Below are 25,858 nucleotides of genomic sequence, written 5' to 3'. Positions count from 1 at the left end.
CCGTCACTCTGCATCGGGACATGCCGAAGGATGGGCCTGCTGAAAAGCCGGCAAGGCATTGCAGCGTTCCACCACCTCCATCAAACGCGGCAGCCCGTTCAAATTCACATCGAAGCGCTGCGCATTGAAAACCTGAGGAATCAAGCAGCACTCCGCCAGCGTAGGCACATCACCCCAGCAAAAAACAGAATGCTGTTGGCCTGCTGCCTTGCGCTCGGCATCCAGCAGCTGTAGTTGACGCTCGAAAGCCTCCAGCCCCGAGCGCACCCAGTGGGCATACCAAGCAGTCTTGGCCTCATCACTAAGCTTCAACTCGTGCACCAGGTACTTCAGCACACGCAGGTTGTTCAAGGGGTGAATCTCGCAAGCCACCATCTGGGCCAATGCCCGTACATGAGCTCGTCCCAAGGCATCCTGGGGCAACAGCGGCAGCTGAGCATGGGTTTCATCGAGGTATTCAATGATGGCCATGGATTGCGTAAGCCACTGGCCCTCATCGGTTACCAGGGCTGGAACCAAGGCATCCCCTACCTGGCTGGCATAGGCCTCGGCCTTTTGTTCGCCACGCACGAGGTGCACCGGAACAGACTCATAAGACAGGCCCTTAAGTTGCAGTGCAATGCGCACGCGATAAGAGGCAGAGGAGCGGAAGTAGGTATGCAGCTTCATGATGTCTGCAGCATAGCGCGAGCATGGAAGTGTCGCATCACGGATCAAGGCTCCGGTACGTAAAACTAGCTATCCAAAGTACGAGGAACTACCGTCGGCTGCGTGGCACACTGCTCACCACATCCATCCAACGCTGATTTCAGCGCGTGTTCTTGCCGAGGATTTCATGAGCTACGTGTTCACTCCCCCCCCCGCCGCCAGCCTGCCTGTTGTAGGCTGCAGCGAGCGCTTCCCCCTTCACCGCATCTATTGTGTGGGCCGCAACTATGAGGATCACGCCAAGGAGATGGGCTTCACAGGCCGTGAGCCTCCATTCTTCTTCATGAAGCCTGCAGATGCGGTCGTGCCCGTCAACCCAGACAGCCTCACCGCGGTGGCCTACCCCTCGATGACGCAGAACCTGCACCATGAGATCGAGCTGGTCGTTGCCATCGGCAAGGCAGGCAAGAACATCAAGGCTGCGGATGCGCTGGAATATATCTACGGCTATGCCGTGGGTCTGGACATGACACGCCGCGATCTACAAAACGATATGAAAAAGCAGGGCCGGCCCTGGTGCATTGGCAAAGCCTTCGAGCAGTCTGCCCCCATTGGCGCCATCACGCCGGTAGAGCAAGCTGGCGACATCACCAATGCCGAGATTTCCCTGCAGGTCAATGGCGTCGACCGCCAACGCAGCCATATTCATAAGCTGATCTGGAATATTGCCGAAACCATCGAACATCTATCGGCAGCCTGGGAGCTGCAACCCGGCGACCTCATCATGACCGGCACCCCGGAAGGTGTTGCTGCCGTGGTCAAAGGCGACACTCTGGAAGGCCACGTGAACGGTCTTGAGTCCATCAAGATCCAAATCGTCTGAAACCATTACGCGCTATCTACTTGTTGAAGGGAGCCCTTAGAGGCTCCCTTTTTCATAGCTGTTTGCGCAAGTTCCACCTGCGCTTGCAAGCTATTTTGCTTATAGTTGCGGCATGATTTTTCGCAACCCCATCAAGTTCTGCCGCAATTGCGGCACCGCAGTCACCTACCGCGTTCCTGACGATGGGGACACGCGCGAGCGTGCGGTCTGTCCCTCCTGCAAGACCATCCACTACGAGAATCCTCTGAATGTCGTGGGCACTTTGCCCGTGATGGATGACGGGCGTATTCTGCTGTGCAAGCGCAATATCGAGCCCAGGCGTGGCAAATGGACCTTGCCCGCGGGATTCATGGAGCTTGCAGAAACCACTAGGGCAGGTGCGCAGCGCGAAACCGACGAAGAAGCGGGCGCAGATATAGAAATGGGCAGATTATTTTCCCTGATCAATGTGCCTCAGGTTGGACAAATCCACTTCTTCTACTTGGCTCGTCTGAAAAGCAGCCAGTTCTACCCAGGCCCGGAAACGATGGAGGCCCAGTTGTTTACAGAAGCGGATATTCCCTGGGAAGAGATTGCCTTTCGTACCGTCAAGGTCACATTGGAGCGTTTCTTCGCCGATCGGCAAGCTGATGCACTGAATGAACCGAAGGTGCACTGCATCGACCTACTGTAAGCAAACACAGCCCCATAGTCCAAAAGCCTTGAAAGTCATCAAGAGATTCAAGATTGATGCCTCTTCTTGAATGAATAGACGAAGTTGTCCGACGCAGAGTTCACTTTTACATATCAAAAATTACTTCTGAAAACAAATTGCACCCCTTTTCCAGATTCCGCCAGTGGATGAAGGGTATGCATGAAGAGGAAGCTTTAGAGGTGCTCTGTACATCAGCAAAGACAAAGTCAGAGTCGTAAAAGGACTGTCCCAGCTCTACAGCCTCTTCATGGATCATTGTCAACTCGATGAATGAGGCGTCATGAAGGCATTTTCAAGCCCCGCAATGAAGTCTCAACGCTTGCTTCGGCGTGTCTGGGCTCTTGCTCTGCTGGTTCTGGTTCTGATGTTCAGCACCAGCGCAAGCCTTTATCTACTCTCCGCAGTGCGCGGCTTTGTCAACGGAGAAAGCCTTTGGTCCAAAGCCCAGAAAGACGCCATCTACGCCCTTTCACGCTATGCCGATGAAGGCAATCCATCCGATCTGGCTCGCAACCAGAGCGCTTTACTGGTGCCGCGCGGGGATGCCGAAGCACGTAACGCCCTCTACAACGAGCCATTGCGTCTGGATCTCGCGCGAAAAGGCATTGAGCAGGGACTGAACCATCCCGACGATGTCAATGCGCTGATATGGCTGCTGCGAACTTTTCGGTATTTCAGCTGGGTGCAGGAGCCCGTTGCCTATTGGAAGCTGGGCGATGAATATCTTGACCAGCTTGACTCTCTGGCGCGGGAAATACAGCAAAGCTACAAAGATGGTGCGGTCACACTCGAAACTGTCGCAGCGTGGAAACGCGAGATTGATCTCATCAATCAAGGCGTAACCGCACTGACCAGAGCATTCAGCGACTCTCTGGGACACAGCTCTCGCAGCATCGTATGGCTGCTACTGAGCCTCAATGGCGCTCTGGCAGTGACTCTGGTTGCGCTATGGACCTGGAGTACCTGGCGCCTGATACAACAGCGTGAATTGATACAGGCTGGACTCAATTCTGAGAAAGAGCGGGCAGAAACTACTCTGGCAGCCTTGGGCGATGCCGTCATCACCACCGATGCAAAAGGAGCCGTCAACTACATCAATCCTGCAGGCATCGGTTTGCTGGGCCTACAAAACAAGAGTTTTCTTGGCAAGCCTATCAAGCTGATTTTGCAGTTTTACTGCATGGACTCTGCTTTCAGCAGCGAAGAGCTTCTCTCTCAACTGCTGAACGAAGCCATGATCGTTCGAGATAACCAGACGCATTGGGTACGCCGCACCGACCACAGCATCGTGCCGGTCAAAGTGCTGGGCTCCACCATGCTGTGTGAAGGCCAGGTGTCAGGTGCCCTCTTCGTTTTGCGAGATGTGTCGCGCGAGCAGCAATACATGGACCAGCTTTCCTGGAATGCTCGTCACGACACATTGACAGGCTTGGAGAACCGCGGGGAGTTCGAGCGCCGTCTACAAACACTTCTCACCCAGGGCTTGCATCAGGTCAAGCCTTGTGCACTGCTCTACATTGATCTTGACCAGTTCAAGCTCATCAATGAAACCAGCGGCCATGCAGCAGGGGAAGAAGTGCTGTGCGAAGTATCACGCATGCTCTCAAGCAACCTGCGTGAAAGCGACTGTCTGGCACGAATGGGCGGCGATGAGTTTGCCGTATTGCTGGAAAACTGCCAGCCCGCCAGCGTGGCCGCCATTGCCGAAAAACTCCGTCAGGCCGCTCTGGATCTGTCCATCAGCTGGGGAGACAAGACATTGCGTACAGGCTTTTCCATTGGTGTCGTCCACATCCATAGCGATGCTTCCAACGCAGCAGAGCTACTTCGCATGGCCGATATGGCCTGCTATCAAGCCAAGGAGCGAGGCCGCAACCGGGTCTTTTTCTATACCCCAGAAGACGGCACGTACAGCCGCTACGTCAGTGAAATGGAATGGGCTACACGCATACGCTCGGCCCTGGATGAAGAGCGATTCTGCCTCTATGCCCAAAACATTGCACCGCTGCAAGGCGACAAGCAAAAAGGCATGCATTTTGAGGTTTTGCTGCGCCTGCGCGATGAAAGCGGACAGATCCTGGCCCCTGGCCACTTCATTCCTGCGGCAGAACGCTACGGCCTCATGCCATCTCTGGACAGATGGGTCATCTCCAAGACCTTGCAAACGCTGTCCCAGCAGCCCGACTATGCCAAGCAGGTGGACACCTGCTCCATCAACCTATCTGGCTCCAGCCTTGACGATGAAGCCCTGCTGGAATTCATTACGGCTCAAATGCAGTACTACGGCATTGCGCCCCAGATACTGTGCTTCGAAATTACCGAAACGAGTGCCATTGGCAATCTCAGCAATGCCAGACGGTTGATCCAGGCTCTGCGGGCCATGGGGTGCCGCTTTGCGTTAGATGACTTCGGTGTCGGCATGTCTTCGCTGACCTATCTCAAACAGCTTCCCGTGGATTACCTCAAGATTGATGGAGGCTTTGTGCGCGACATGCTTCAGGACAGAGGTGATCACGCCATGGTGGAGATGATCAACCGCATCGGCCAGACATTGGGTAAAAAAACCGTTGCCGAGTTTGTAGAAAGCCGAGAAATCGCCGAAGAGCTCATGAGCATGGGAGTGGACTACGTCCAGGGCTATGCGATTGCAAGGCCCCAACCCTTGAGTGCCGACTTTTTCGCCCCAAAGGCCAATCAGCTGCCGCAGTGGTATGACTCACTAGCCTTGGGTTACTGATGCCTTTTCAAGTCCGTGCACAGCTGCCGATTCACAGAAAAATAAAAACGACGCCTTGAATGCGTCGTTTTTATTTTCAGATGAAGCTGCAAGCAAGACAGCAATCAGATTGCAGCCTCAGCGCGGCTTTCGCGCAGCCTGAGTCTTGCCAGCTGCAGCTTTGGAGCCGGGCTTGGACTTGATGCCTGCACGGGGCGGCAGACCTGTGTGCTGTGTCAGCATCTTGCCGGGTTGGGGCTGATTCGTGCGGAAGCGCACATCGCCCCTAGGCTCCATGCTCGCTTCTTCGGAACGGCGGCGAACCGCCACAGCCTTGCCGTCCTTGTTGGTGGTGTAGCCCATGCCACCGCTACTGCTCTTGGACGAAGTGCTGTTTTTCTTGCGCGCGGTCTGATAACTGCCATCAACCATGGGTTGGAAAGTCGGAATCAGGTGCTGCTTTCCATTGCCGATCAGATCGGCACGCCCCATGGTCTTGAGCGCATCGCGCAGCAATGGCCAGTTGTTCGGATCGTGGTAGCGCAAGAAGGCCTTGTGCAGACGGCGGCGTTTTTCACCGCGCACAATGTCCACGCGCTCCTCTTCCTCGTCGCGCATCTGACGGCGGACCTTGGTCAGCGTGTTGCGCCCAGAGTGATACATGGCCGTGGCCGTGGCCATGGGACTGGGATAGAAGGTCTGGACTTGGTCGGCGCGAAAGCCATTCTTCTTGAGCCAGATGGCCAGATTCATCATATCTTCATCGCTGGTGCCTGGGTGAGCGGCGATAAAGTAAGGAATCAGAAACTGCTTTTTGCCGGCCTCTTCGCTGAACTTCTCGAACAGCTGCTTGAACTTGTCATAGCTGCCGATGCCCGGCTTCATCATCTTGGTGAGCGGGCCCTGCTCGGTGTGCTCAGGCGCAATCTTCAGATAGCCGCCCACATGGTGCTGCACCAGCTCCTTCACGTACTCGGGCGACTTGACGGCCAGGTCGTAGCGCAGACCGGAGCCGATCAGAATCTTCTTGATACCGGGCAGCTTGCGCGCGCGGCGATAGATCTTGATCAGCGGGCCATGGTCGGTGTGCAGGTTCTGGCAGATACCGGGGAACACACAGCTGGGCTTGCGGCAGGCCGCTTCAATCTGCGGGCTCTTGCAGCCCAGGCGGTACATATTGGCCGTGGGGCCACCTAGGTCGGAAATGGTGCCGGTAAAGCCCTTGACCTTGTCGCGGATCTCTTCGAGCTCCTGAATGATGGAGTCTTCCGAGCGGCTCTGGATGATGCGGCCTTCGTGCTCAGTAATCGAGCAGAAGGTGCAGCCGCCAAAGCAGCCTCGCATGATGTTCACGGACGTGCGAATCATCTCCCACGCGGGGATCTTGGTTTCGCCATCGTGGCTGCCGTTTTCATCGGCGTAGGCGGGGTGCGGGTTGCGCGCGTACGGCAGGCCAAACACCCAGTCCATCTCGGCGGTCGTCAGCGGGATGGGGGGCGGGTTCATCCATACATCGCGGGCCGTAGCACCTTCACCGTGCGCCTGCACCAGCGCGCGGGCGTTGCCAGGGTTGGTTTCCAGGTGCAGCACGCGGTTGGCATGGGCGTACAGAATCGGATCGCTCTTGACCTGTTCGTAGCTGGGCAGACGCAGCACGGTGCGGTCGCGCGGGGGCAGCTTGGATTTGCTGCGCAGCGACAGATTGGGCACGAACTGGATCGGCTGGACATTGGCCACCGAAGCCCCCGAATTGCCCGCTCCACCCGTATTTTTTCCGCTGCCGCATGTCGGCCCTATGGGCTCGGCTGCTTGCGCCTTTTCGGCATCTTCAGAACCCGACTCTTTTGAGCAGGTCTGCCCCTGGGCCTCGGCCTGCTCGCTGGTCGTCATATAGGGGTTGATGTGGGCTTCGACTTCACCGGGCTCATCCACCGTGGTGGAGTCCACCTCGAACCAGCCCTCTTCCGATGCGCGGCGGAAAAACGCCGTTCCGCGCACATCGGTGATCTGCTCCACCGGCTCACGCTCGGCAATGCGGTGGGCCACTTCGACCAGCGCTCGCTCGGCGTTGCCGTACAGCAGGATGTCGCACTTGCTGTCCACCACGATGGAGCGACGCACCTTGTCGCTCCAGTAGTCGTAGTGAGCAATGCGGCGCAGCGAGCCTTCGATGCCGCCCAGCACAATGGGCACGTCCTTGTAAGCTTCGCGGCAGCGCTGGCTGTAGACGATGGCGGCGCGGTCGGGGCGCTTGCCGCCCACGTCACCAGGGGTGTAGGCGTCGTCGGAGCGAATCTTGCGATCAGCCGTGTAGCGGTTGATCATCGAATCCATATTGCCCGCTGTCACACCCCAAAACAGATTGGGCTTGCCCAAGGCCTTGAAGGCCTCGGCGCTGGTCCAGTCCGGCTGGGCAATGATGCCCACGCGAAAGCCCTGCGCCTCCAGCACACGGCCAATCACGGCCATGCCAAAGCTGGGGTGGTCCACATAGGCATCGCCCGTGACCAGAATGACGTCGCAGCTGTCCCAGCCGAGCTGATCCATCTCCGCACGACTCATGGGCAGAAATGGCGCCGTACCAAAGCGCTTGGCCCAGTACGGCTTGTAGCTGGTCAGCGGTTTGGCATCGCGGTGAAAAAAGGAAACATCAACCGGGGCGTTCATGGGGATGAGCTTTAACGGAAAAACAGCCGGCCAGTGTACGTTTTGCGCCTGATCTCTGCATCCCTAAGGTCTTGCCACTAAGGAAAGGATTTCTCTAGCGAGTTCTCAAATCCATAGCATGGAGCGCCATTGATGCCTTGTTTTCAAAACGTTTACTATTTGGTTTTCTTTATTAATAAGCCATGACAGCTACCAAAATAGGAGCATAGGCTGCATCTGCGCGCACTGCAGCTCCCCAAAGCAGTTAAGCAGAGCTAGGTACAAGCCCCGCTCTCTGCCTGACTGCATACTTCTTAGTGTGAGATTCAGGTTGAATCAGGCTTTGCCTGCTGGCTCTCAGTCGCGCTTGGCTTGCAAAACCTTTCCTGACACGGTATTGGCACCGCGCACGCCAAAATCGGAAACATATGGGCGGCACGGCCCGCAATAATTCACGCGGCCATGTACGTAAGCACCAAGGCAAGCCTGTCTCGGTCACGCGCTTGGCCACACCAGCTTTTTGCAAAATTTCCATGGATAGCCGCGTAAACACAATGGCACGGCTGCCTTCAGAGACCCGTCGATTGCGACTCCAGCACGACTCAGCGCAGGCCGTGATGGGCTATCTCCAGCGCCGCGCTCAGCGCCACAGGGCCGCTGCTCACAGTGACGATGAGGTGCTTTGGCTCTCCGGGGTGTTATGTCTTGATCTCCAGGCGCACAGTGTAGAAAACGGCTTTCCCGCCGATGTCACCAAATGGAGACGAACCATGCATGCATAAAATTCACATCGGAATAGCCTTCTAGCGCTTACACATCAATTGTTAGCAGCTATCGAATTTGGAACTCTACAGCGGTGGCCCTGCTCGCGCAGCTTGGCGCAAACGCGTTTGACATAGGTTCTGAAGCTGCTGAGATGAATGCCCAGATGCTAGGCAAGCGCCTCGGCTCTAGGCCCTGCACCAGAGAATGCTGAAAGAGGTGCCGCAGAGTGCGAGTTCATGCCGACAATTTTCGCAGCACTACCAGAAGATGCAGGCATGAAAAACCGGCTTTCGTTTGCAGAATCAGCCGGCCGGTCAGAAATTCATAGAAAGCAGGCTGCTGAGCTACCACTCGCCCACATTGCGTATGCGTTGCAGCAGGTCCCACTCGTCCTCCGGTGACGGGGCCTGCTCGGCTGGCGGCTCGGCAAGCTCCTGCGCCAGTGGCGGCGGCATGACGTGCTCTCGACCAAAAGTGTGTTCGCTCAGGGACTGTGCTTGCAGACGGTTCATGACGGCCTCCTTTGCTAGTAGCTTAATGCTGTACTTTTTGACTATTTGTAGGAACCTGATTAACGCCACTGTCGCGCAAACCCTGCAAAGCGCGTCGTCACGTCATCGAACTGACACAATGGCTGCAACACCCCATGGCTTTGCTCCGCTGTCTTTGCGGTTATGCTGCCGCCGCTATGCCTCAGACCCTTCGCTCTCCTGCCTCCAGTGAACTGATCATCAAAAAAAGCCGGTTTATCGGCTGCGTACAGCCGATGACGGACAGGGCCAGCGCACAGGCTGTCGTCGATGAACTCAGACGCCAGCACCCAGGCGCCGCCCATGTCTGCTGGGCTTTGCTGGCTGGTGGTCAATCTGCAGCCGTGGATGATGGCGAGCCCAGCGGCACCGCAGGCCGCCCCATGCTGGATGTATTGCGCCACCAGGATCTGGAGGGCGTTCTGGCCACGGTGGTGCGCTATTTTGGCGGCGTCAAACTCGGTGCTGGTGGTCTGGTGCGCGCCTATACCGATGCCGTGGCACAAGCCTTGCTGCAGGCCGAAAAAGTGGCCATTCAACGCATGCAGATTCTGCAGTGCACCGCCCCCTACCCGCTGGAGGGCTTGGTTCGACGCATGACCGAGGCTGCTGGTGCCGAGCTGCTGCAAGTCGATCACGGCAGTCTGGTGACTTTCAGGCTTCAGATGCCTGAGGCTGCTGCTGCTGAATTGATGAGTACTCTCAATGAGAGCGGGCAAGGCCGCATTGGCTGGCTCAAGCCAGACCAGCTTTAGAGCCACTCACGCAACCCTTCATACATCGTTGCACCGCCTTGTCGTACGCCTGTACTGCCAGCGGCGTCGCGCCTCGCCTCAACCGCAAATCTTCGATTTGCTGGGTTGCGTAAGCCGCTCTTAACAACGGCTTTCCCAAAGAACTGCCCGCCTAAAACAAAACCCGCCGAAGCGGGTTTTGCGAGCCAAAGCTTTCAGCAATTGCCTTTCTTGGCCTGTCCCGGAGGGCAGCCGTGGGGGTGCGGCTTTTTATAGCCATCCCCGTAATAACCACCACGGTCGTGATAAACCGCGCAACCACTCAGAACAAAAACAGCAGCAGCCAGTGCAAAAATGGTTTTCATCACTTTGTCCTTTCCGAACTTATAAGTCGCCAGTCTATAAAAGTTGTAGCCTGACTTCTGTCAACAATCTTTACAGCTCATGAGAAGGGCTGACCTCAAAGCAGCCTCAATTCGCCTGCGGCTCTTGTTCCACCGCGACCTGTAAGTGCAGCAACGTGAAATACAGGGTCACATCGCCTTGCTGATCAATGAAGGTGCCCACCGCACGCTGCAGGCGGCCAGCAATACACATGCACTCCATGGCCTCAGGTCGGCCGCCGGGAATCCGGGCTGTAGTCAGCAGTGCCAGCTTGTTTTCGCGGCCAAATTCGTGCACCACTTCCAGCGCCTCGCCATGCAGCCGGGGAATGGCTTCGTTAGCCCAGCTCCAGACAAAGCTGCCATCTTGCTCGCTGCTGGTGCCGACCAGACAGACCGTGGCAACCACTTCGTGCAGCGGAGCCTCCAGCGCCAGTAAAGCGCGCTCAAGATCCCAGCGGTACTTGGGATTACCTTGAAGTCCAAACTGCTGCGGCCATTGAGCATTGCGGGCCTGCATCATCTCAACAGCCTCGCGGCTCCAGGCGGCCCAGTCGGTGGTTTGTGCTTCGTTGCTCATCGCGTATCCATTGCTTTTCAATAGGCAGCATTGTCAGGCAAGTCTTGGGCTGACCAGCGCGTTTTCACCCACTCCATCCGGACGATTCCCGGCATTGCGTCCAAGCGGCAGACTGATCTTTGCCTCAATCAAATATGGAGACTACCCGATGAAACTCTTGTCCCTGCTGGACCTACGCGCTCTGACGCTAAGCACTGCCGCCGCACTGGCGCTCTCTGCCATGCCCGCCACGGCAAGCACTCCAGCACAAGAGCCCCACTCTTTTGCACAAGCCCCCCATGCAAGCCTGTCAGCTGGACAGCTACTCGCACTGGAGCCCTTGGCCCAGGCCTTCAGCTTGAGCGAAGCCGCCACAGCCTATGCGCTCTGGTACAGCTCTACCGACGGCACAGCAAGCCGGCCTGAGCCAGCCGCGCAGCTCACCACTTCGGGGGCCATTTTTTTACCCAAGGGAACGCCTCCTGCCAGCGGCTGGCCCGTCATTGCCTGGGCACATGGCACGGTCGGTATTGGCGACAACTGCGCCCCGTCGCGCAATCCTCGCTCGGAGCGTGATGCGCAATACCTCAACAGCTGGCTCAAAGAGGGCTATGCCGTTGTCGCCACCGACTATCAAGGCCTTGGCACGCCTGGCCCGCATGCCTACCTCAACAGCCGTGCTGCGGCCTATTCCACGCTGGACTCTGTGCGCGCCGCGCTGAGCAGCAAGGCTTTGCCACTCAGCGACAAAATCGTGATTGTCGGCCAGTCTCAGGGGGCTGCAGCCGCATTTGCCACGGCCAGCTACGCTGCCGAGTACGCGCCAGAGCTGAAGATTCTTGGCACGGTGGCCACTGGCACACCGCATTCAGGGCGTCCCAGCAAAGACGGCAAGATCGCCTATCGCGCCAGCCGCGCCGAACAAGAGCGGGTAGACACCTCCATTGCGTACATTCTTTATGTCGCAGCCGTTGCCAACCAGTCTCAGCCGCGCCTGCCTGCCGAAGCCGTGCTGACCGACAAGGGCCTGTTAGCCATGAGAGCTGCCGAAACGAGCTGCGTGCATCAAATGTTCGACGTCATCAAGAAAGAGCAACTGAGCTGGACCAACACCTTCAAGTCCGACTTCATGAGCTACTACGCCCAGCCCTTCAGCAAAGGGCAGTTCCCCACATTCAAGATCAACACGCCGGTGTTTCTGGGCATTGGTGGTGCAGACAGAGATGCCCCTACGCGCTTTCAGCAAGACCTGGCTGAGCAAAGCTGCGAAGCGGGTACCGTGATTGAAGCCCATACCTACCCCGGCATGGACCACTCACAGGCCGTCAACAGCTCCTTTCCAGACTCTCGCCTTTTTGTGCGCAAACTGTTCCAGGGCGACAAAGTGACGGGCAATTGCAGCAGCCTCGCACACTGACAAGACAACTCCTTCAAACACGTGAGCTGCAAAGCTTGTGTAAAGGAGGGGGCCAAGCACTGCGCTTGCGACCTCTCCTCTTCAGGTTCAAAGAAAAAAATATCAAATCAATAGCTGCTTGCCCTTTTGGCATAAGCATTTGAGGCAATTTGACTGATTTTTTGCCTTCATCCTCCCACCTCTTCCTCTCAGGCAGAAAGAAGGAATAGAACAGTCCAAGGTCGCAATAGCCGCATCTAAGCCGCATCTGAGCAACATCTGCAACGCAAACGACAGCTTTAGGGGACTGCGCCGTGCCATGCTTTGCTTGCCCTATGTAAAGCAAGCACAAGCCAAGGAGACTGTCGTCATGAAAAACCGCTATCCCTTTCCCGAGCTGAACGATCTGCCGCAAGACATTCGCCAGCGCATTGTCGAAGTGCAGGAGAAGTCTGGCTTCATCCCCAATGTGTTTCTGGCCTTTGCCCGTCGCCCGGCGGAATGGCGCGCCTTTTTCGCCTATCACGACGCTCTGATGCTCAAAGAACAAGGCAGCCTGAGCAAAGGGGAGCGCGAGATGATTGTCACCACCACCAGCGCAGCCAACCAATGCCTGTACTGTGTGGTCGCACATGGAGCAATCCTGCGCATCTATGAGAAAAAGCCGCTGATTGCCGACCAGGTTGCTGTCAATTACCGCAAAGCCGACATCAGTGCGCGCGAGCGCGCCATGCTGGACTTCGCCATGAAGGTCAGTCAACGCAGCCAAGAGATCGATGACGCAGACTACGAGGCCCTGTATCCGCACGGCTTTGATGACGAGGACATTTGGGACATTGCGGCCATTACTGCCTTCTTTGGCCTGTCCAACCGCATGGCCAGCTTTGCCGGAATGCAGCCCAACCCCGAGTTCTATTTGATGGGTCGCGTCCCGCGCGAGAAAAAGAGCTGACCGCGCAAGAGACAAAGCAAGTGACAGCAGGGGCTACTCAGGGTAGCAAGAGTCAGCAAGGAATAGCTCACCACTAAAGCTCTTAAAAGAATAGCTACTCTCCCTTTATTTACATTCACGTCAAGCCATTTCTCATCTAAACGCAGGCCCTAAGCCTCAAGCCCGCACCTGCCTTCGCCTAGCCTCCGGTGAGAGCGCGCCTATCGTCCTTTCGCCGTATTGAACAAGGTTGCCCACGCACTCATCGTCATCCTGCTCTAGTTTCTTTGAAGGATGGCGCGGCTCTGGGCGAGTACTAGCCTATGGTCTGAGGCACAACACAGTTTGCGCCCCTGTCGCCCAATCTGCATGGCCGCTGTGAGCGCTCAGCATAGAATCGCCCGCATCGCGGTTTTTGCAAACGCACATTTCAAAGCCGCGCACGCCAGTTTTCCCCAATCCAATATCAAGCGAGACTTTCCCGATGACAAACGAAGAAATCCTGGCCCAATACGGCCCGCGAGAAGCCATGGAATACGACGTGGTAGTGGTAGGCGGCGGCCCCGGTGGCCTAGCCACGGCCATCCGCCTCAAGCAGCTGGCTGCCGAAAAAGGTCAGGATGTCTCCGTCGTTGTGCTGGAGAAAGGCTCCGAGCCCGGTGCCCACACCCTGTCGGGCGCCATCATGGACCCCCGCGCTCTGACCGAGCTGATCCCTGACTGGAAAGCCAAGGGCGCACCTCTGAACCAGCCCGTGACCGAAGACGCCATGGTCTTCCTAGGTGAAAAAAGCTCGATTCGCACCCCCAACTGGCTGCTGCCCAAGTGCTTTCACAACGAAGGCAACTACATCGTCCGCCTGGGCTTTGTGACCAAGTGGCTGGCCGAGCAGGCTGAAGAGCTGGGCGTGGAAATCTTCCCCGGCTTCACCGCCGCCGAAGTGCTCTACAACGAAGACGGCTCCGTCAAGGGCGTGGCCACCGGCAATATGGGCATCAGCAAGGAAGGCGAGCCCACCGGCGACTTCCAGCTGGGCATGGAGCTGCACGGCAAATACACCATCTTTGCCGAGGGCGCACGCGGCCACCTGGGCAAGCAAATCATTGCCAAGTACTCGCTGGATGCCAACCGCGATCCGCAAACCTATGGCCTGGGTATCAAGGAGCTGTGGGAGATCGACCCCGCCCGTCACAAGCCTGGCATGGTGGTTCACACCGCTGGCTGGCCCATGAAGAGCGACACCTACGGCGGTGCCTTCCTCTATCACCTGGAAGACAATCTGGTCACACTGGGCTTTATCACCGGTCTGGACTACTCCAACCCCTACCTCTCTCCCTTTGAGGAGATGCAGCGCTGGAAGACCCATCCAAACATCCGCTACTACCTGGAAGGTGACGAGGCCAACGGCATCAAGCCCGCCAAGCGCATCAGCTACGGTGCCCGCGCCATCACTGCCGGCGGCATCTCCAGCCTGCCGCGCTTTGTCTTCCCCGGCGGCGCACTGGTCGGCTGTGAAGCAGGCTTTCTGAACGTCAGCCGCATCAAGGGCAGTCACGCCGCTATCAAGACCGGCATGCTGGCCGCCGAAGCCGCTTATGACGCCATCGTGGCGGGCCGCCAAGGCGACGAACTCAACGCCTATACCCACGCCTTCGAGAACAGCTGGCTGTATGAAGAGCTGTGGAAGGCTCGCAACTTCAAGGCCTGGTTCAAGAAGGGTCTGACCACGGCCACCCTCATGAACGGCTTTGAGCAGTTCGTGCTGCGCGGCAACATCCCTTGGACACTGCACCGCAACAAACCTGACCACGCTTATTTGAAGCCCGCATCGGAATGCACGCCTATCGAGTATCCCAAGCCCGATGGCAAGCTGACCTTTGACCGCCTCTCCAGCGTTTTCATCAGCAACACCAACCACGCCGAAGACCAGCCAGCCCACCTGACACTCAAGGACGCCAGCGTTCCTGTCAATGTCAACCTGGCCCAGTTTGCCGGCCCCGAGCAGCGCTACTGCCCCGCTGGCGTGTACGAGTTTGTGGAAGACGAAGCCAACGCTGGCAAGCAGCGCCTGCAGATCAATGCGCAAAACTGCGTGCACTGCAAGACCTGCGACATCAAGGATCCAACCCAGAACATCGTCTGGGTCACGCCTGAAGGCGGCGGCGGCCCCAACTACTCAGGCATGTAGTCTTCAAGCTGCCCTTCAAAACGCATAACGCGCTTTGAATGACGTTCTGAAAAACCTGCACCGGCACAAGCCTGTGCAGGTTTTTTCATGGCTGAAGTTTTTTGGCAACAGTGCCGCTGCCCAAACCCCGGCAATTCACCTGCAGAACAGGTCCCGTCATGACCATTTACATGGCGGAGCAAAGGCGACCTGTGAGTTCCAAGTACAAGCTCGACATGCAGGAAGATTGCCTGCCACAAAGCGCCTAAAAATCAGGCAACCCGCCTCTCAAAAGGATGATGCTGTCACGAACCCACAGGAAAACTGCATGCAAAGGCAAAAAACAGGCATCAGTCAACGCAATATTGCGCTACACCACCATAAATTCAGGCAGCGTTTTTCCATTCAAAGTATGCTTTGCGCAGCTTTCATGCCATTTTTTCGCAATCATCGTATAGGGATAAACAAGGTTATCTCAATGGCGAAGACGGCCAGAGTGGTGCAGTAGACTTTCCTGCAAGGCGACGCGCGTCGAGCACTGCCGTCTTGAACTTCACCTGCAATACATAACAAACGCTGGAGATACACATGAAGCATCAGTCTTGGGCCCGCCTGGGTGCCGTGGCCTTGGCAATTGCCGCCATCACTGGCGCGCACGCCGCAGATACCAAATCGGTGGCAGTGACCGCCATCGTCGAACACCCGGCACTCGACGCCGTGCGTGATGGCGTGAAAGACGCGCTGAAGGCTGCAGGCTATGAAGACGGCAAAAGCCTGAAGTGGCAATATCAGAGCGCTCAAGGCAACACCGGCACAGCAGCTCAGATCGCCCGCAAGTTTGTCGGTGACAAGCCTGATGCCATCGTCGCCATCGCCACGCCTTCCGCGCAGGCCGTGATCGCGTCGACCAAGACCGTGCCCGTGGTGTTCTCCGCCGTGACCGACCCTGTGGCCGCCAAGCTGGTTGCCAGCTGGGAGCCTTCCAAGAACAACGTGACCGGCGTGTCCGACCTGCTGGCTCTGGACAAGCAGATGGATCTGGTCAAGCAAGTCGTGCCCAATGCCAAGCGCGTTGGCATGGTCTACAACCCAGGCGAAGCCAACTCCGCCGTGGTGGTCAAGGAACTGCAAGCCCTGCTGCCCAAGATGGGCTGGACTCTGGTGACTGCTGCCGCCCCCCGTTCGGTGGACGTCTCCAGCGCCGCCCGCTCGCTGGTAGGCAAGGTCGATGTGATCTACACCAACACCGACAACAACGTGGTGTCGGCCTATGAGTCGCTGGTCAAGGTCGGCCAGGATGCCAAGATTCCTCTGGTGGCTTCTGACACTGACTCCGTCAAGCGCGGCGCCGTGGCTGCCTACGGCATCAACTACCGCGACCTAGGCGAGCAGACCGGCCGCATGGTGGCGCGCATTTTGAAGGGTGAAAAGCCCGGCGACATCAAGCCCGAAGTCTCGACCAAGATGGAACTGTTCGTGAACCCCGGCGCGGCTGAAAAGCAAGGCGTGAAGCTGTCCGACGCCCTGGTCAAGGCTGCGGCCACCGTGGTCAAGTAAGCCCTGTCTGTGACTAGTGCTGCGCCCTTCATGGTTCGCAGCGCCAGCACAGCGGCAGGTGCCGTGGCAACATGGCCCTGCCGATTTTTTTAGACGTCTGCCGCGCCTGTCGCTTTCTCTATGTCTTTATTTTCCGTACTCGGTGCCATTGAAATTGGCCTGATCTTCAGCCTGGTGGCGCTGGGCGTCTTCATCTCTTTTCGCTTGCTGCGCTTTCCCGACCTCACGGTCGATGGCAGCTTTCCGCTGGGCGGCGCCGTCTGCGCCATTTTGATTTCCACGGGTACCAACCCCTGGCTGGCCACACTGGCCGGCACTGCCGCTGGTGCCGTTGCAGGCCTGATCACCGGCTGGCTCAACGTCAAGCTCAAGATCATGGACCTGCTGGCCTCCATCCTGATGATGATCGGCCTGTACTCCGTCAATCTGCGCATCATGGGCGGCCCCAACGTGCCGCTGATCAACGATCCCACGCTGTTCACCATGCTACAGCCCGAGAGCGTGCCTGACTATGTAATGCGCCCCATCATCATGCTGGGCTTTGTCATCGTCGCCAAGCTTTCCTTGGACTGGTTCTTTGCCACCGAGCGCGGCCTGGCCATCCGCTCCACGGGCTCCAACGCCCGCATGGCCCGTGCCCAGGGCGTGAACACCGGCGGCATGATTTTGCTGGGCATGGCGATTTCCAACGGTCTGGTCGGGCTGGCCGGCGCGCTGTTTGTGCAGACCCAGGGCGGCTCCGACATCTCCATGGGCATTGGCACCATCGTGATCGGTCTGGCCGCTGTGATCGTGGGCGAAACCATTCTCCCCTCGCGCAAGATCATCTGGGCAACGCTGGCCGTGGTGCTGGGCGCTGTGGTCTACCGCTTCTTCATCGCTGCAGCGCTCAATATAGACGCCATTGGCCTGAAGGCGCAGGACTTGAATCTGGTGACTGCCGTGCTGGTGACCATCGCGCTAATCATTCCGCAAATCAAGAAAAAAATAGGCAAGCGCAAGTAAAGAAGGAATGCGGAGAACACCATGCTGAACGCACAAAACCTGGAACTGACCTTCAACCCCGGCACGCCGATTGAAACGCGTGCGCTGCGCGGCCTGTCGCTGGCCATTCCCGACGGACAGTTCGTTACCGTCATCGGCTCCAACGGCGCGGGCAAATCGACTTTCCTGAACTGCGTCTCTGGCGACCAGAGCGTGGACAAGGGCAAGATTGAAATTGCCGGCATCGACATGACACGCATGCCAGTCTGGAACCGCTCCAAGCAAGTGGCCCGCGTGTTTCAGGACCCCATGGCGGGAACCTGCGAAGACCTGTCCATCGAAGAAAACATGGCACTGGCGCATGAGCGCGGCAACTTCCGTGGCCTCTCCAAGGCCGTGAAGGCGCAGAACCGGGAGCTGTACCGCGACCGCCTGGCCACGCTGGGCCTGGGTCTGGAGAATCGCCTGACCGACCGTATCGGCCTGCTCTCCGGCGGTCAGCGCCAGGCCGTGAGTCTGCTGATGGCAGCCTTGCAGCCCTCGCGCATTCTGCTGCTGGACGAGCACACGGCTGCTCTGGACCCACGCACCGCAGACTTTGTACTGCAGCTGACGGACCGCATCGTCAAGGAGGCCAAACTCACCACCATGATGGTCACGCACAGCATGCGTCAAGCGCTTGATGTGGGCACACGTACCGTCATGCTGCACCAGGGCAATGTGGTGCTGGACGTTAGCGGCGAAGAGCGCGCCAAGATGGATGTAACCGACCTTCTGCATATGTTCGAGAAGGTGCGCGGCGAAAAGCTGGCAGACGATGCCTTGCTGCTCAGTTAAACCAAGAATTCAAAAAAGATAGCTGCCAGCCCTTTATTGACAAAGGCTAGCAGCTTTTTTAATGCTTTCACGCAACTTATCGCCCTCAGATAAAGTCATTTTGAAATCAAAAAAAATATCTATCGACTTTATTTTTTGACGAATTGAAATACGCACCCTTGCAAATCAGTCGCCAACACTCCTCCTAACGGCGTCGATTTGACGAAGGTTTAAGGATATTCAGCATTCACCGAAGGATGCAATTTTGCTTTTATAGATCAATCACTTAAAGCACTCCCCAAACTACTCGGCAACCCACTCTTCAGTCACCTTAGGCAGCTGATGCGCAAATCGCTCACAATCGGCACCCAGTCAGAAAGCGCAATGAACGATGCCCACCATCGCTTATCGCTCCGACAACATTGATACACAGAGACTCCGGCATCAAAGTGCTGCATGGAGTCGTGTCTGCAAGAGCGGTAAATACAAGCTAGCAGCCACGCAGAGACTCCACTGCCTCTCAAAAATCTATATCTCTCATGAGCGATAGCCAAACAAAAACAGACAACGGTGGCTTGCACCGTTCCCTCAAAGCACGCCATATGTCGATGATCGCCATTGGCGGATCTATTGGCACCGGCCTGTTTGTCGCCTCTGGTGCCACCATCTCTCAGGCCGGCCCCGGCGGCGCCCTGCTGGCCTACATGATCGTCGGCCTGATGGTCTACTTTCTGATGACCAGCCTGGGTGAGATGGCCGCGCACATGCCTGTCTCAGGCTCTTTCGCAACCTATGGTGCCAAGTATGTCGACGAAGGCTTTGGCTTCGCACTGGGGTGGAACTACTGGTACAACTGGGCTGTCACCATTGCGGTGGACCTGGTAGCTGCCCAATTGGTCATGGCCTACTGGTTCCCCGACACCGATGGCGTGCTGTGGAGTGCCCTGTTTCTAGCCTTGATGTTTGTCCTCAATGCCTTGTCCGCCCGGGGTTTTGGCGAATCGGAATTCTGGTTTGCAGCCATCAAAGTAGCCACCGTGCTGATCTTCATCGCCATCGGCGTGATGATGATCTTCGGCATCTTGCAAGGCGGAGCCCCCGAAGGGATCTGGGGCAATATCGCCAACTTCACTGCCGGTGACGCACCTTTTGCAGGCGGCTTTGCAGCGCTGATAGGCGTGGCCATGGTGGTGGGATTTTCCTTCCAGGGTACGGAGCTCATTGGCATCGCAGCTGGCGAGTCCGAGGATCCTGCCAAGAATGTTCCCAAGGCTGTGCGCAAGGTGTTCTGGCGCATTTTGCTGTTCTACGTCTTTGCCATTCTGATCATCGGTCTGCTGATTCCCTATACAGACCCGAAGCTGCTGCGCAACGACTTGGGCGACATCGCCGTAAGCCCTTTCACCCTGGTGTTCGAGCGTGCGGGCCTGCTGGGCGCCGCTGCAGTGATGAATGCCGTGGTTCTGACCTCGGTTCTGTCTGCAGGCAATTCGGGCATGTACGCCTCGACCCGTATGCTTTATGCACTGGCTCAGCAAGGGATGGCACCCAAGATTTTTGCAAAAGTCAATTCACGCGGCGTCCCCTTGCTGGCTTTGATCGCTACCACTTTTATTGCTGCGCTGTGCTTTCTGTCCAATATCTTCAGCCCTGAAGTGGTCTATATATGGCTGCTGAACCTGTCCGGCATGTGCGGCTTTGTAGCGTGGTTGGGCATTGCCATCAGTCACTATCGCTTTCGCAAAGGCTGTGAAGCGCAAAACTACAACATGGACCTGCTGCCCTACAAGGCTGCCGCCTTCCCTTTTGGCCCCATTTTTGCGTTTGTACTGTGCCTGATCATCACACTGGGGCAGAACTATGAAAACCTGATCAAGGACCAGATCGACTGGGTCGGTGCCATTGCCACCTATATCGGCCTGCCCCTGTTCCTGGCAATCTGGTTTGGCTACAAGTGGACCAAGGGCAGCAAAATCGTGAAATACGAAGAGATGGACTTGAACGGCAGCCGCTAATCATTCCACCCACCCCTTCCCTCAAGGCAGCGCTGGCAACAGTGCTGCCTTTTTCATTTCCTCCAAGGCATTAAGTCCTGTCTGGGCCTATACATACAAGTCCTCTAGTCAAATCAGACGATTCTTGCCTAAGCAATTAACTAAAGAATGAGGAGGTTCCAGTAGCTAAAACAAAGAGTCATGAAACGAGAGAAAACACTGAGCCTGGCGATTGGTTTGAGCCTGAGCCTGTTTGCAGCCAGTTCTGCCCTGGCCAAAGTTACCCCCGCCGAAGCAGACAAACTGGGCAAGGAACTGACGTGCACCGGCGCCATCAAAGCCGGCAATGCGGACGGCACTATTCCCCCGTTTACCGGCAAGATTCTGGGTGTGCCACCCGGTGTGAAGTTCACCAAATCGGTGGGCCAGTTCCAGCCCGATATCTACGCCAATGAAAAACCGCTGTTCGAAATAACGGCAGCCAATATGGCGCAGTACGCTGACAAGCTCAGCGAGGGTCAGAAAGCGCTGCTCAAGAAATTCCCCAACACCATGCGTATTCCGGTCTACCCCGGGCATCGCGATTTCCGCTATGACGATGACATCTGTGCTGTCATCAAGCGCAATGCACTGGAAGCCGAGATCATCAACGACGGCAACGGTGTCAAGGGTTTCATGGGGGCTATTCCCTTCCCCATTCCCAAGACCGGGCTTGAGCTGCTTTGGAACAACCTGATGCCCAGCCGTGCCAGCACCGAAGAAGTCGAGCGCGACATGGCTCTGGTTGGGGCCAGCGGTGATATTGCCTGGGGCCGCACCAGTTACATCCAGCTCAGCCGCTACGACTCCAAGGAAAACCTGGGCAAGCCCAACGAGGGCAAGTACGCCTACGTAACCAACTTCTCCATGCTGCCCGAGCGTGAAAAAGGTGGCGTGATTCTGTCCATTGAGCCGATGAATTTCGGCACCGACAAGCGCCTGGCCTGGAACTACGACCCTGGCACACGCCGCGTGCGTCAGCTACCTGAATTCGGCTATGACCAGCCCACACCCGGCACCAGCGGCAAGGTAACCATCGACTCCGAGCGACTGTTCAACGGCGGCTCTGAACGCTATGAATGGACCCTCCAGGGCAAGCGTGAGATGTTCATTCCTGCGAACACCTTCCGCATCAACCAGCAAATTAAGTACGCCGACCTGCTCAAGCCCGGCCATCCCAACCCCGCCTACACCCGCTATGAGCTGCGCCGCGTCTGGGTGCTGGAAGGCAAGCTCAAGCCCGGCTACCGCCACGTCTACTCCAAACGTGTGATGTTCATCGACGAAGACACTGGCCATGCCGTTAGCGGCGATTTTTACGATGCACGTGGACAGCTGTGGCAGCACGGTGAGATCAACTACTACTACGCCTTTGACATTAAGAAGTGGCATGCCGGCACCTCGTTCTACTATGACCTGAATTCTGGCTCCTATGTCGGCATGAACCTGGTTCAGGAACGCCCCAAGGCTCCCATTCTGGGCAGGGACAACCTCAAGCCAAGCCAGTTCACGCCCGAGGCCATTCGCAACCTGGGCAACTGATGCAGCAATAAAAAGCGGTGGCTCACCACTGAGCGCAAGACACCGACTTGCACAGCTTCGGTGTGAAGAGAGGCCTAGGCCTCTCTTTTTTTATGCACCCACTCTACAGGCACAGGTCATAAAGTTCGGCTCATATGAGTGAGCGTGATAGGATGTTTCCAAGCGAATACTTCTAAAAGTGTAGCATTCGCCGCTTACTCCATCTTCATCTGAACCGATTTCAACGTGAGCATTATTCTCAAAGAGCCTCTGAATGGCCCCGCAGCATGGCGCGGCTCGGACCTGACGGGAGACAGCTCCTGGATTCACCAGCTTTCCCCGGACACCATTGCTGCCCTTGATGCTGCCCTGGCCCAAGTCAAGCAACGCGGCCTGAGCTTTCCGCAATTCAAGCGCGAAGACTTTCCGCTGCCAGCCAGCGTGCAGCAGCAACTCCTCGCTCATGCCGACGAGCTAGAAAATGGCAAAGGCTTTCTGGTGCTGCGCGGCCTGCCTGTGGAGCGCTACACAGACGAAGAGATCAATATCGTATATTACGGCCTGGGACTGCACATGGGCCAGCCCGTGCGCCAGAACCCTCGCGGTGACTTGCTCGGCCTTGTCATGCATGTGGGCGATGCCTCTCAAAAAAGCACTCGCGTCTACGAGACCAACCTCTACCTTCCCTACCATTCCGACCCATCCGATGTGGTCGGTCTGCTGTGCGTGCGCAAGGCCAAGAGCGGTGGTCTCTCCAGCCTTATCAGCGTAGCTGCCATCTATAACGAAATCCTGCGCACCCACCCAGAGTACCTTGGCCTGTACTACCGGCAGTGGTACTTCGAGCATTTGTGCGAACCACAGCCCAGCCTCTCGCCCATCTTCAGCTTTCATCAAGGCAAGCTCAGTTGCCGCTATCTGCGTCAGTACATAGAATTGGGCCACGAAATTCGCCAGCTGCCCCTGTCTGCCGTGGAGGTTGAGGCGCTGGATCTGTTCGACCAGATGATCAATGACCCCGCACTCAAGCTCGACATGATGCTGGAGCCAGGGGATCTGCAGTTCGCCAACAACTATGCTGTCCTGCATTCCCGCAACGGCTTTGAAGACCATGAAGCTCAGGAGCAGCGCCGCAAGATGCTGCGTCTGTGGCTAAAGATGCCCAACGCACGCCCTCTTGCGCCCGAGTTTCCGGGGCGCAACGGTTTTGCTGAAGTCATAGCCTGAATCCGCAAGGCGGCGTCCTCCAGAAGTCGCCGCCTGCTCTGCTTTTAATTCCTGCACAACAAACCGCGGCTATGCTTGCAGGCAAATTCCATCACTGGAACCATGATCTCCAAGCACTCCCTGGCCCGCTGGCTCCCCTTTCTGAACTGGCCCAAGCCCACTTTGCCCTTGCTTCGCGGCGAATTCTGGGCCGGTTTGACCGTGGGCCTCATGCTGCTGCCTCAGGGTGTCGCTTATGCAGCGTTGGCGGGGATGCCGCTGATTACCGGCATTTATGCCTCCATCATCCCGGCAGCCATTGCCGTTCTCTTCAGCCCTTCACCGCGACTGGGCGTGGGTCCAACAGCACTGAGTGCCTTGCTCATAGGGGCCTCTCTGACCGGAATGGCCGAACCCGGCTCTGCGCAGTGGGTTGCTCTGGCTGCTTGGATGGCCCTCCTCTCGGGGCTGGTGCAGTGGAGCTTGGGTGCAGTGCGCGCAGGCTGGTTGCTCAATCTGGTCACCTCTCCTGTGCTTGCGGGCTTCACCCAGGCCGCCGCCCTGCTGATTCTGGCTTCGCAGTTGCCCGCCCTGCTGGGAATGCGCTCTGACTGGTCCACCGTCTGGCACTCACCCTCCATTCATCTGTTCAGCCTGCAATCCATTGCTTACGGGTTGAGCAGCATGGCCTTGCTGATGCTGGCCAAGAAGTGGCGCCCGGCCTTTCCTTCCGCCATCTTCATCATCGGCCTGAGCGGCCTGATCAGCTGGATGACTGACTTTGCAGATGCGGGCGGCGCCGTGATCGGCCACCTCCCTGCCGGCCTGCCCAGCTTGCAATGGCCGGGGATGCTTAGCTGGGAGCAGTTTGGTGCACTCATCATGCCCGTGCTAGTCATCTCTTTGGTGAGCTTTCTCGAAACCGCCTCCAGTGCAAAGGTAGAACACCAGCAGGCCGGCACACGCTGGAACGAGAACCAGGACTTAATCGCCCAGGGCCTGTCCAAGATCAGCGCCGGCTTGTTTGGCAGCTTTGCCACCAGTGCCTCGTTTTCTCGCTCTGCCGTCAATTTGCTGGCGGGCGCCAAGACGGGTTACGCCAATATCTTCTCCATTTTGCTGGTGGTCGTGGTTGTGCTCTGGTTCATTCCTTGGCTCTACCATGTGCCTCAGGCCGCATTGGCTGCCATCGTCATCACGGCGGTACTCAACTTGGTCCGCCCCAGTGCCATTCTCAAGCTGTTCAAGATATCCAAGGTGGAAGCCTGCATCAGTGCCACCACCTTGGTGCTGACCATCTTGACGGCGCCGCGCATGTACTGGGGTGTGTTTGCCGGCATCTTGCTGAACCAGGCCTACTACCTCTACCAGCATTTGCACCCGCGCATTGTCGAGGTCGGTCAGCATCCTGACGGCAGCCTGCGCAGCCTCAAGCTCTGGCAATTGCCGCCACTGTCCCCAGATATCGTCACTCTGCGCATGGATGCGGACTTGGACTTTGCAACAGCCAGTGCGCTGGAAAGCCGCGCCTCTGATGCCCTGGGGCAAGCACCGCAAGCCAAGGACCTGGCCTTGTTGATGCAGCCCATCAACAGCATTGATATTACCGGCGTGGAAACCTTTGCCCGTCTTGAGCGCATGGTCGCACGACGTGGTGGAAAGCTGCATGTGGTGGGCCTTAAGCTGCCTGCCCAGCAGCGACTTGAACGCGCCAATTTATTGCACAAGAGCGGCAGCCCGGTGAGGCTCTACCGCACCGATGCAGAGTTTTTGCAATCCTTAAAAAAATTAGAGACAGAAGCCTCCCATTTCAATCGCACAGATAAGCCCACCACGACAGATCCATAAGTCCACTGCTAAACTTGCGCGCAGCTTTCATCTCTCGTCGTGACGTCCTCCCCTCCCCATCAATCCGTGTTTTTGCGAGATCTGCGCCTTGCCACCGCTCACAGCCTGGTGACACGCGCAGGCATGGGCGAAGCCAACCTTCCCAAAGACACCCCCACCCAGTACCTGCAGGCACTTATTGATGGACTGTGCGCGCTGTCTTTGCGCGACCCTCTGACGGGGCTTGCCAATCGCCGTCACTTCCGTACTGTCATAGAGCGAGAAATTGACCGTGTGGCACGCTCGGGCGAAGCTGCTTTGCTGCTGATGATTGATATCGATCATTTCAAGCAGATCAACGACGAGCACGGCCACATCACCGGCGACATGGTGCTGCAGTCCGTGGCCCAGAAGCTCGCCGACGGCATACGGCCCATGGACACGCTGGCCCGTTATGGCGGTGAAGAGTTCGCCATCGTTTTGCCAGCCTGCCCCCCACATCAGGGGCACTCTGTCGCCGAGCGGTTGCGCCAGTCGATCGAAGCCATGCAAATTCGCATGGCTTCAGGCCGCAGCCTGAATGTCACCGTCAGCATCGGTGGCGTATATGCCCAGCCCTGGATTCGCAGCACTACCCAGCTCTGGACCGAGCGCGCCGACCGTCAGCTCTATCTGGCCAAATCTGCCGGCCGCAACTGCGTCTGTGTTGAAGATCCACCTGACAGTACAGTGAGTGTCGAGGAAAAAAGCCTGCTTTTCACGGCTTTGCACGGCACCTCTGTCGATGACAATGACACTGACAACAACACAGCACCAGACGTTAAAACCGACGCCGCACGCAAGGTCGTAACGCCCTGAGACG

General features: G+C 57.3%; 21 protein-coding genes. 16 read left to right on the top strand and 5 right to left on the bottom strand.

All coding sequences use genetic code 11. From position 1 onward, the window contains the following. Positions 1–3: 3 nt before the first annotated feature. Entirely contained in the window at positions 4–669 is a 666-nt protein-coding gene (gene maiA, locus AC2I9W_RS01995) for a maleylacetoacetate isomerase (protein WP_486408377.1), read from the bottom strand. Positions 670–835: 166 nt separating this feature from the next. On the opposite strand from maiA, the gene AC2I9W_RS01990 reads away from it, so the two are divergent. From AC2I9W_RS01990 to AC2I9W_RS01980, 3 genes are all read left to right on the top strand, one after another. Beyond that, positions 836–1,531 carry a fumarylacetoacetate hydrolase family protein gene (locus tag AC2I9W_RS01990; protein ID WP_486408376.1) on the top strand — a complete coding sequence of 232 codons (696 nt, stop codon included), beginning with the start codon at positions 836–838 and terminating at the stop codon, positions 1,529–1,531. A 112-nt stretch (positions 1,532–1,643) separates the two neighbouring features. After that, complete coding sequence (locus tag AC2I9W_RS01985) at positions 1,644–2,204, top strand: NUDIX hydrolase (RefSeq protein ID WP_486408375.1); 561 nt, start codon at positions 1,644–1,646, stop codon at positions 2,202–2,204. Between the two features lie 325 nt (positions 2,205–2,529). Then, positions 2,530–4,962 (top strand): putative bifunctional diguanylate cyclase/phosphodiesterase, encoded by a 2,433-nt coding sequence (locus AC2I9W_RS01980; RefSeq protein WP_486408374.1) that lies wholly within the window; start codon positions 2,530–2,532, stop codon positions 4,960–4,962. A gap of 117 nt (positions 4,963–5,079) precedes the next feature. Here AC2I9W_RS01980 and AC2I9W_RS01975 read toward each other — a convergent pair whose 3' ends face one another. Then, positions 5,080–7,608 (bottom strand): YgiQ family radical SAM protein, encoded by a 2,529-nt coding sequence (locus AC2I9W_RS01975; protein WP_486408373.1) that lies wholly within the window; start codon positions 7,606–7,608, stop codon positions 5,080–5,082. 1,088 nt (positions 7,609–8,696) lie between these two features. Further along, positions 8,697–8,864 (bottom strand): hypothetical protein, encoded by a 168-nt coding sequence (locus tag AC2I9W_RS01970; RefSeq protein ID WP_486408372.1) that lies wholly within the window; start codon positions 8,862–8,864, stop codon positions 8,697–8,699. A gap of 176 nt (positions 8,865–9,040) precedes the next feature. Between AC2I9W_RS01970 and AC2I9W_RS01965 the strand changes: the two genes are divergently transcribed. Continuing rightward, a complete protein-coding gene (locus AC2I9W_RS01965; RefSeq protein ID WP_486408371.1) occupies positions 9,041–9,637 on the top strand; it encodes an IMPACT family protein in 597 nt (198 codons plus the stop codon). Between the two features lie 194 nt (positions 9,638–9,831). Here the strand turns inward: AC2I9W_RS01965 and AC2I9W_RS01960 are convergent, their stop codons facing one another. Continuing rightward, positions 9,832–9,981: a hypothetical protein gene (locus tag AC2I9W_RS01960; protein ID WP_486408370.1), complete on the bottom strand. Its 150-nt coding sequence runs from the start codon at positions 9,979–9,981 to the stop codon at positions 9,832–9,834. A gap of 106 nt (positions 9,982–10,087) precedes the next feature. Beyond that, entirely contained in the window at positions 10,088–10,579 is a 492-nt protein-coding gene (locus AC2I9W_RS01955) for a DUF6882 domain-containing protein (protein ID WP_486408369.1), read from the bottom strand. Positions 10,580–10,727: 148 nt separating this feature from the next. Between AC2I9W_RS01955 and AC2I9W_RS01950 the strand changes: the two genes are divergently transcribed. The 12 genes from AC2I9W_RS01950 (at position 10,728) to AC2I9W_RS01895 (ending at position 25,854) form a co-directional block, all read left to right on the top strand. Then, on the top strand, positions 10,728–11,975 hold the full coding sequence (locus AC2I9W_RS01950; RefSeq protein ID WP_486408368.1) for an alpha/beta hydrolase family protein: 1,248 nt from the start codon (positions 10,728–10,730) through the stop codon (positions 11,973–11,975). Between the two features lie 349 nt (positions 11,976–12,324). Beyond that, the gene (locus tag AC2I9W_RS01945) at positions 12,325–12,906 is read left to right on the top strand and encodes a peroxidase-related enzyme (protein WP_486408367.1); all 582 of its coding nucleotides are present in this window, start codon (positions 12,325–12,327) and stop codon (positions 12,904–12,906) included. 463 nt (positions 12,907–13,369) lie between these two features. Continuing rightward, entirely contained in the window at positions 13,370–15,073 is a 1,704-nt protein-coding gene (locus AC2I9W_RS01940) for an electron transfer flavoprotein-ubiquinone oxidoreductase (RefSeq protein WP_486408366.1), read from the top strand. A gap of 34 nt (positions 15,074–15,107) precedes the next feature. Further along, positions 15,108–15,560 (top strand): hypothetical protein, encoded by a 453-nt coding sequence (locus AC2I9W_RS01935; RefSeq protein ID WP_486408365.1) that lies wholly within the window; start codon positions 15,108–15,110, stop codon positions 15,558–15,560. 80 nt (positions 15,561–15,640) lie between these two features. Then, positions 15,641–16,609: an ABC transporter substrate-binding protein gene (locus AC2I9W_RS01930; RefSeq protein WP_486408364.1), complete on the top strand. Its 969-nt coding sequence runs from the start codon at positions 15,641–15,643 to the stop codon at positions 16,607–16,609. A gap of 120 nt (positions 16,610–16,729) precedes the next feature. Further along, complete coding sequence (locus tag AC2I9W_RS01925) at positions 16,730–17,614, top strand: ABC transporter permease (protein WP_486408363.1); 885 nt, start codon at positions 16,730–16,732, stop codon at positions 17,612–17,614. Positions 17,615–17,635: 21 nt separating this feature from the next. Next, on the top strand, positions 17,636–18,430 hold the full coding sequence (locus tag AC2I9W_RS01920) for an ABC transporter ATP-binding protein (RefSeq protein WP_486408362.1): 795 nt from the start codon (positions 17,636–17,638) through the stop codon (positions 18,428–18,430). 518 nt (positions 18,431–18,948) lie between these two features. Further along, the gene (locus AC2I9W_RS01915) at positions 18,949–20,424 is read left to right on the top strand and encodes an amino acid permease (RefSeq protein WP_486408361.1); all 1,476 of its coding nucleotides are present in this window, start codon (positions 18,949–18,951) and stop codon (positions 20,422–20,424) included. A gap of 180 nt (positions 20,425–20,604) precedes the next feature. Continuing rightward, on the top strand, positions 20,605–21,984 hold the full coding sequence (locus AC2I9W_RS01910; protein ID WP_486408360.1) for a DUF1329 domain-containing protein: 1,380 nt from the start codon (positions 20,605–20,607) through the stop codon (positions 21,982–21,984). A gap of 225 nt (positions 21,985–22,209) precedes the next feature. Next, the gene (locus tag AC2I9W_RS01905; protein WP_486408359.1) at positions 22,210–23,190 is read left to right on the top strand and encodes a TauD/TfdA family dioxygenase; all 981 of its coding nucleotides are present in this window, start codon (positions 22,210–22,212) and stop codon (positions 23,188–23,190) included. Between the two features lie 102 nt (positions 23,191–23,292). Further along, positions 23,293–25,017 carry a SulP family inorganic anion transporter gene (locus AC2I9W_RS01900; RefSeq protein WP_486408358.1) on the top strand — a complete coding sequence of 575 codons (1,725 nt, stop codon included), beginning with the start codon at positions 23,293–23,295 and terminating at the stop codon, positions 25,015–25,017. Positions 25,018–25,056: 39 nt separating this feature from the next. Further along, positions 25,057–25,854, top strand: coding sequence for a GGDEF domain-containing protein (locus tag AC2I9W_RS01895; RefSeq protein ID WP_486408357.1), 798 nt, complete (start codon positions 25,057–25,059; stop codon positions 25,852–25,854). Positions 25,855–25,858: the final 4 nt, after the last annotated feature.

It is taken from the genome of Comamonas sp. FUJ_7, assembly GCF_057369555.1.
The sequence above is the reverse complement of the archived record's forward strand: the minus strand, read 5'-3'. Positions and strand labels throughout refer to the sequence as shown.

Bases quoted from the DNA above. Each gene is read 5' to 3' on its own strand.
- AC2I9W_RS01920 (WP_486408362.1), top strand. From the start codon at position 17,636: ATGCTGAACGCACAAAACCTGGAACTGACCTTCAACCCCGGCACGCCG.
- AC2I9W_RS01965 (WP_486408371.1), top strand. From the start codon at position 9,041: ATGCCTCAGACCCTTCGCTCTCCTGCCTCCAGTGAACTGATCATCAAA.
- AC2I9W_RS01975 (WP_486408373.1), bottom strand. From the start codon at position 7,608: ATGAACGCCCCGGTTGATGTTTCCTTTTTTCACCGCGATGCCAAACCG.
- AC2I9W_RS01970 (WP_486408372.1), bottom strand. From the start codon at position 8,864: ATGAACCGTCTGCAAGCACAGTCCCTGAGCGAACACACTTTTGGTCGA.
- AC2I9W_RS01960 (WP_486408370.1), bottom strand. From the start codon at position 9,981: ATGAAAACCATTTTTGCACTGGCTGCTGCTGTTTTTGTTCTGAGTGGT.
- AC2I9W_RS01950 (WP_486408368.1), top strand. From the start codon at position 10,728: ATGAAACTCTTGTCCCTGCTGGACCTACGCGCTCTGACGCTAAGCACT.
- AC2I9W_RS01900 (WP_486408358.1), top strand. From the start codon at position 23,293: ATGATCTCCAAGCACTCCCTGGCCCGCTGGCTCCCCTTTCTGAACTGG.
- AC2I9W_RS01925 (WP_486408363.1), top strand. From the start codon at position 16,730: ATGTCTTTATTTTCCGTACTCGGTGCCATTGAAATTGGCCTGATCTTC.
- AC2I9W_RS01985 (WP_486408375.1), top strand. From the start codon at position 1,644: ATGATTTTTCGCAACCCCATCAAGTTCTGCCGCAATTGCGGCACCGCA.
- AC2I9W_RS01940 (WP_486408366.1), top strand. From the start codon at position 13,370: ATGACAAACGAAGAAATCCTGGCCCAATACGGCCCGCGAGAAGCCATG.
- AC2I9W_RS01945 (WP_486408367.1), top strand. From the start codon at position 12,325: ATGAAAAACCGCTATCCCTTTCCCGAGCTGAACGATCTGCCGCAAGAC.
- AC2I9W_RS01955 (WP_486408369.1), bottom strand. From the start codon at position 10,579: ATGAGCAACGAAGCACAAACCACCGACTGGGCCGCCTGGAGCCGCGAG.
- AC2I9W_RS01980 (WP_486408374.1), top strand. From the start codon at position 2,530: ATGAAGTCTCAACGCTTGCTTCGGCGTGTCTGGGCTCTTGCTCTGCTG.
- AC2I9W_RS01915 (WP_486408361.1), top strand. From the start codon at position 18,949: ATGAGCGATAGCCAAACAAAAACAGACAACGGTGGCTTGCACCGTTCC.
- AC2I9W_RS01990 (WP_486408376.1), top strand. From the start codon at position 836: ATGAGCTACGTGTTCACTCCCCCCCCCGCCGCCAGCCTGCCTGTTGTA.
- maiA (WP_486408377.1), bottom strand. From the start codon at position 669: ATGAAGCTGCATACCTACTTCCGCTCCTCTGCCTCTTATCGCGTGCGC.
- AC2I9W_RS01910 (WP_486408360.1), top strand. From the start codon at position 20,605: ATGAAACGAGAGAAAACACTGAGCCTGGCGATTGGTTTGAGCCTGAGC.
- AC2I9W_RS01930 (WP_486408364.1), top strand. From the start codon at position 15,641: ATGAAGCATCAGTCTTGGGCCCGCCTGGGTGCCGTGGCCTTGGCAATT.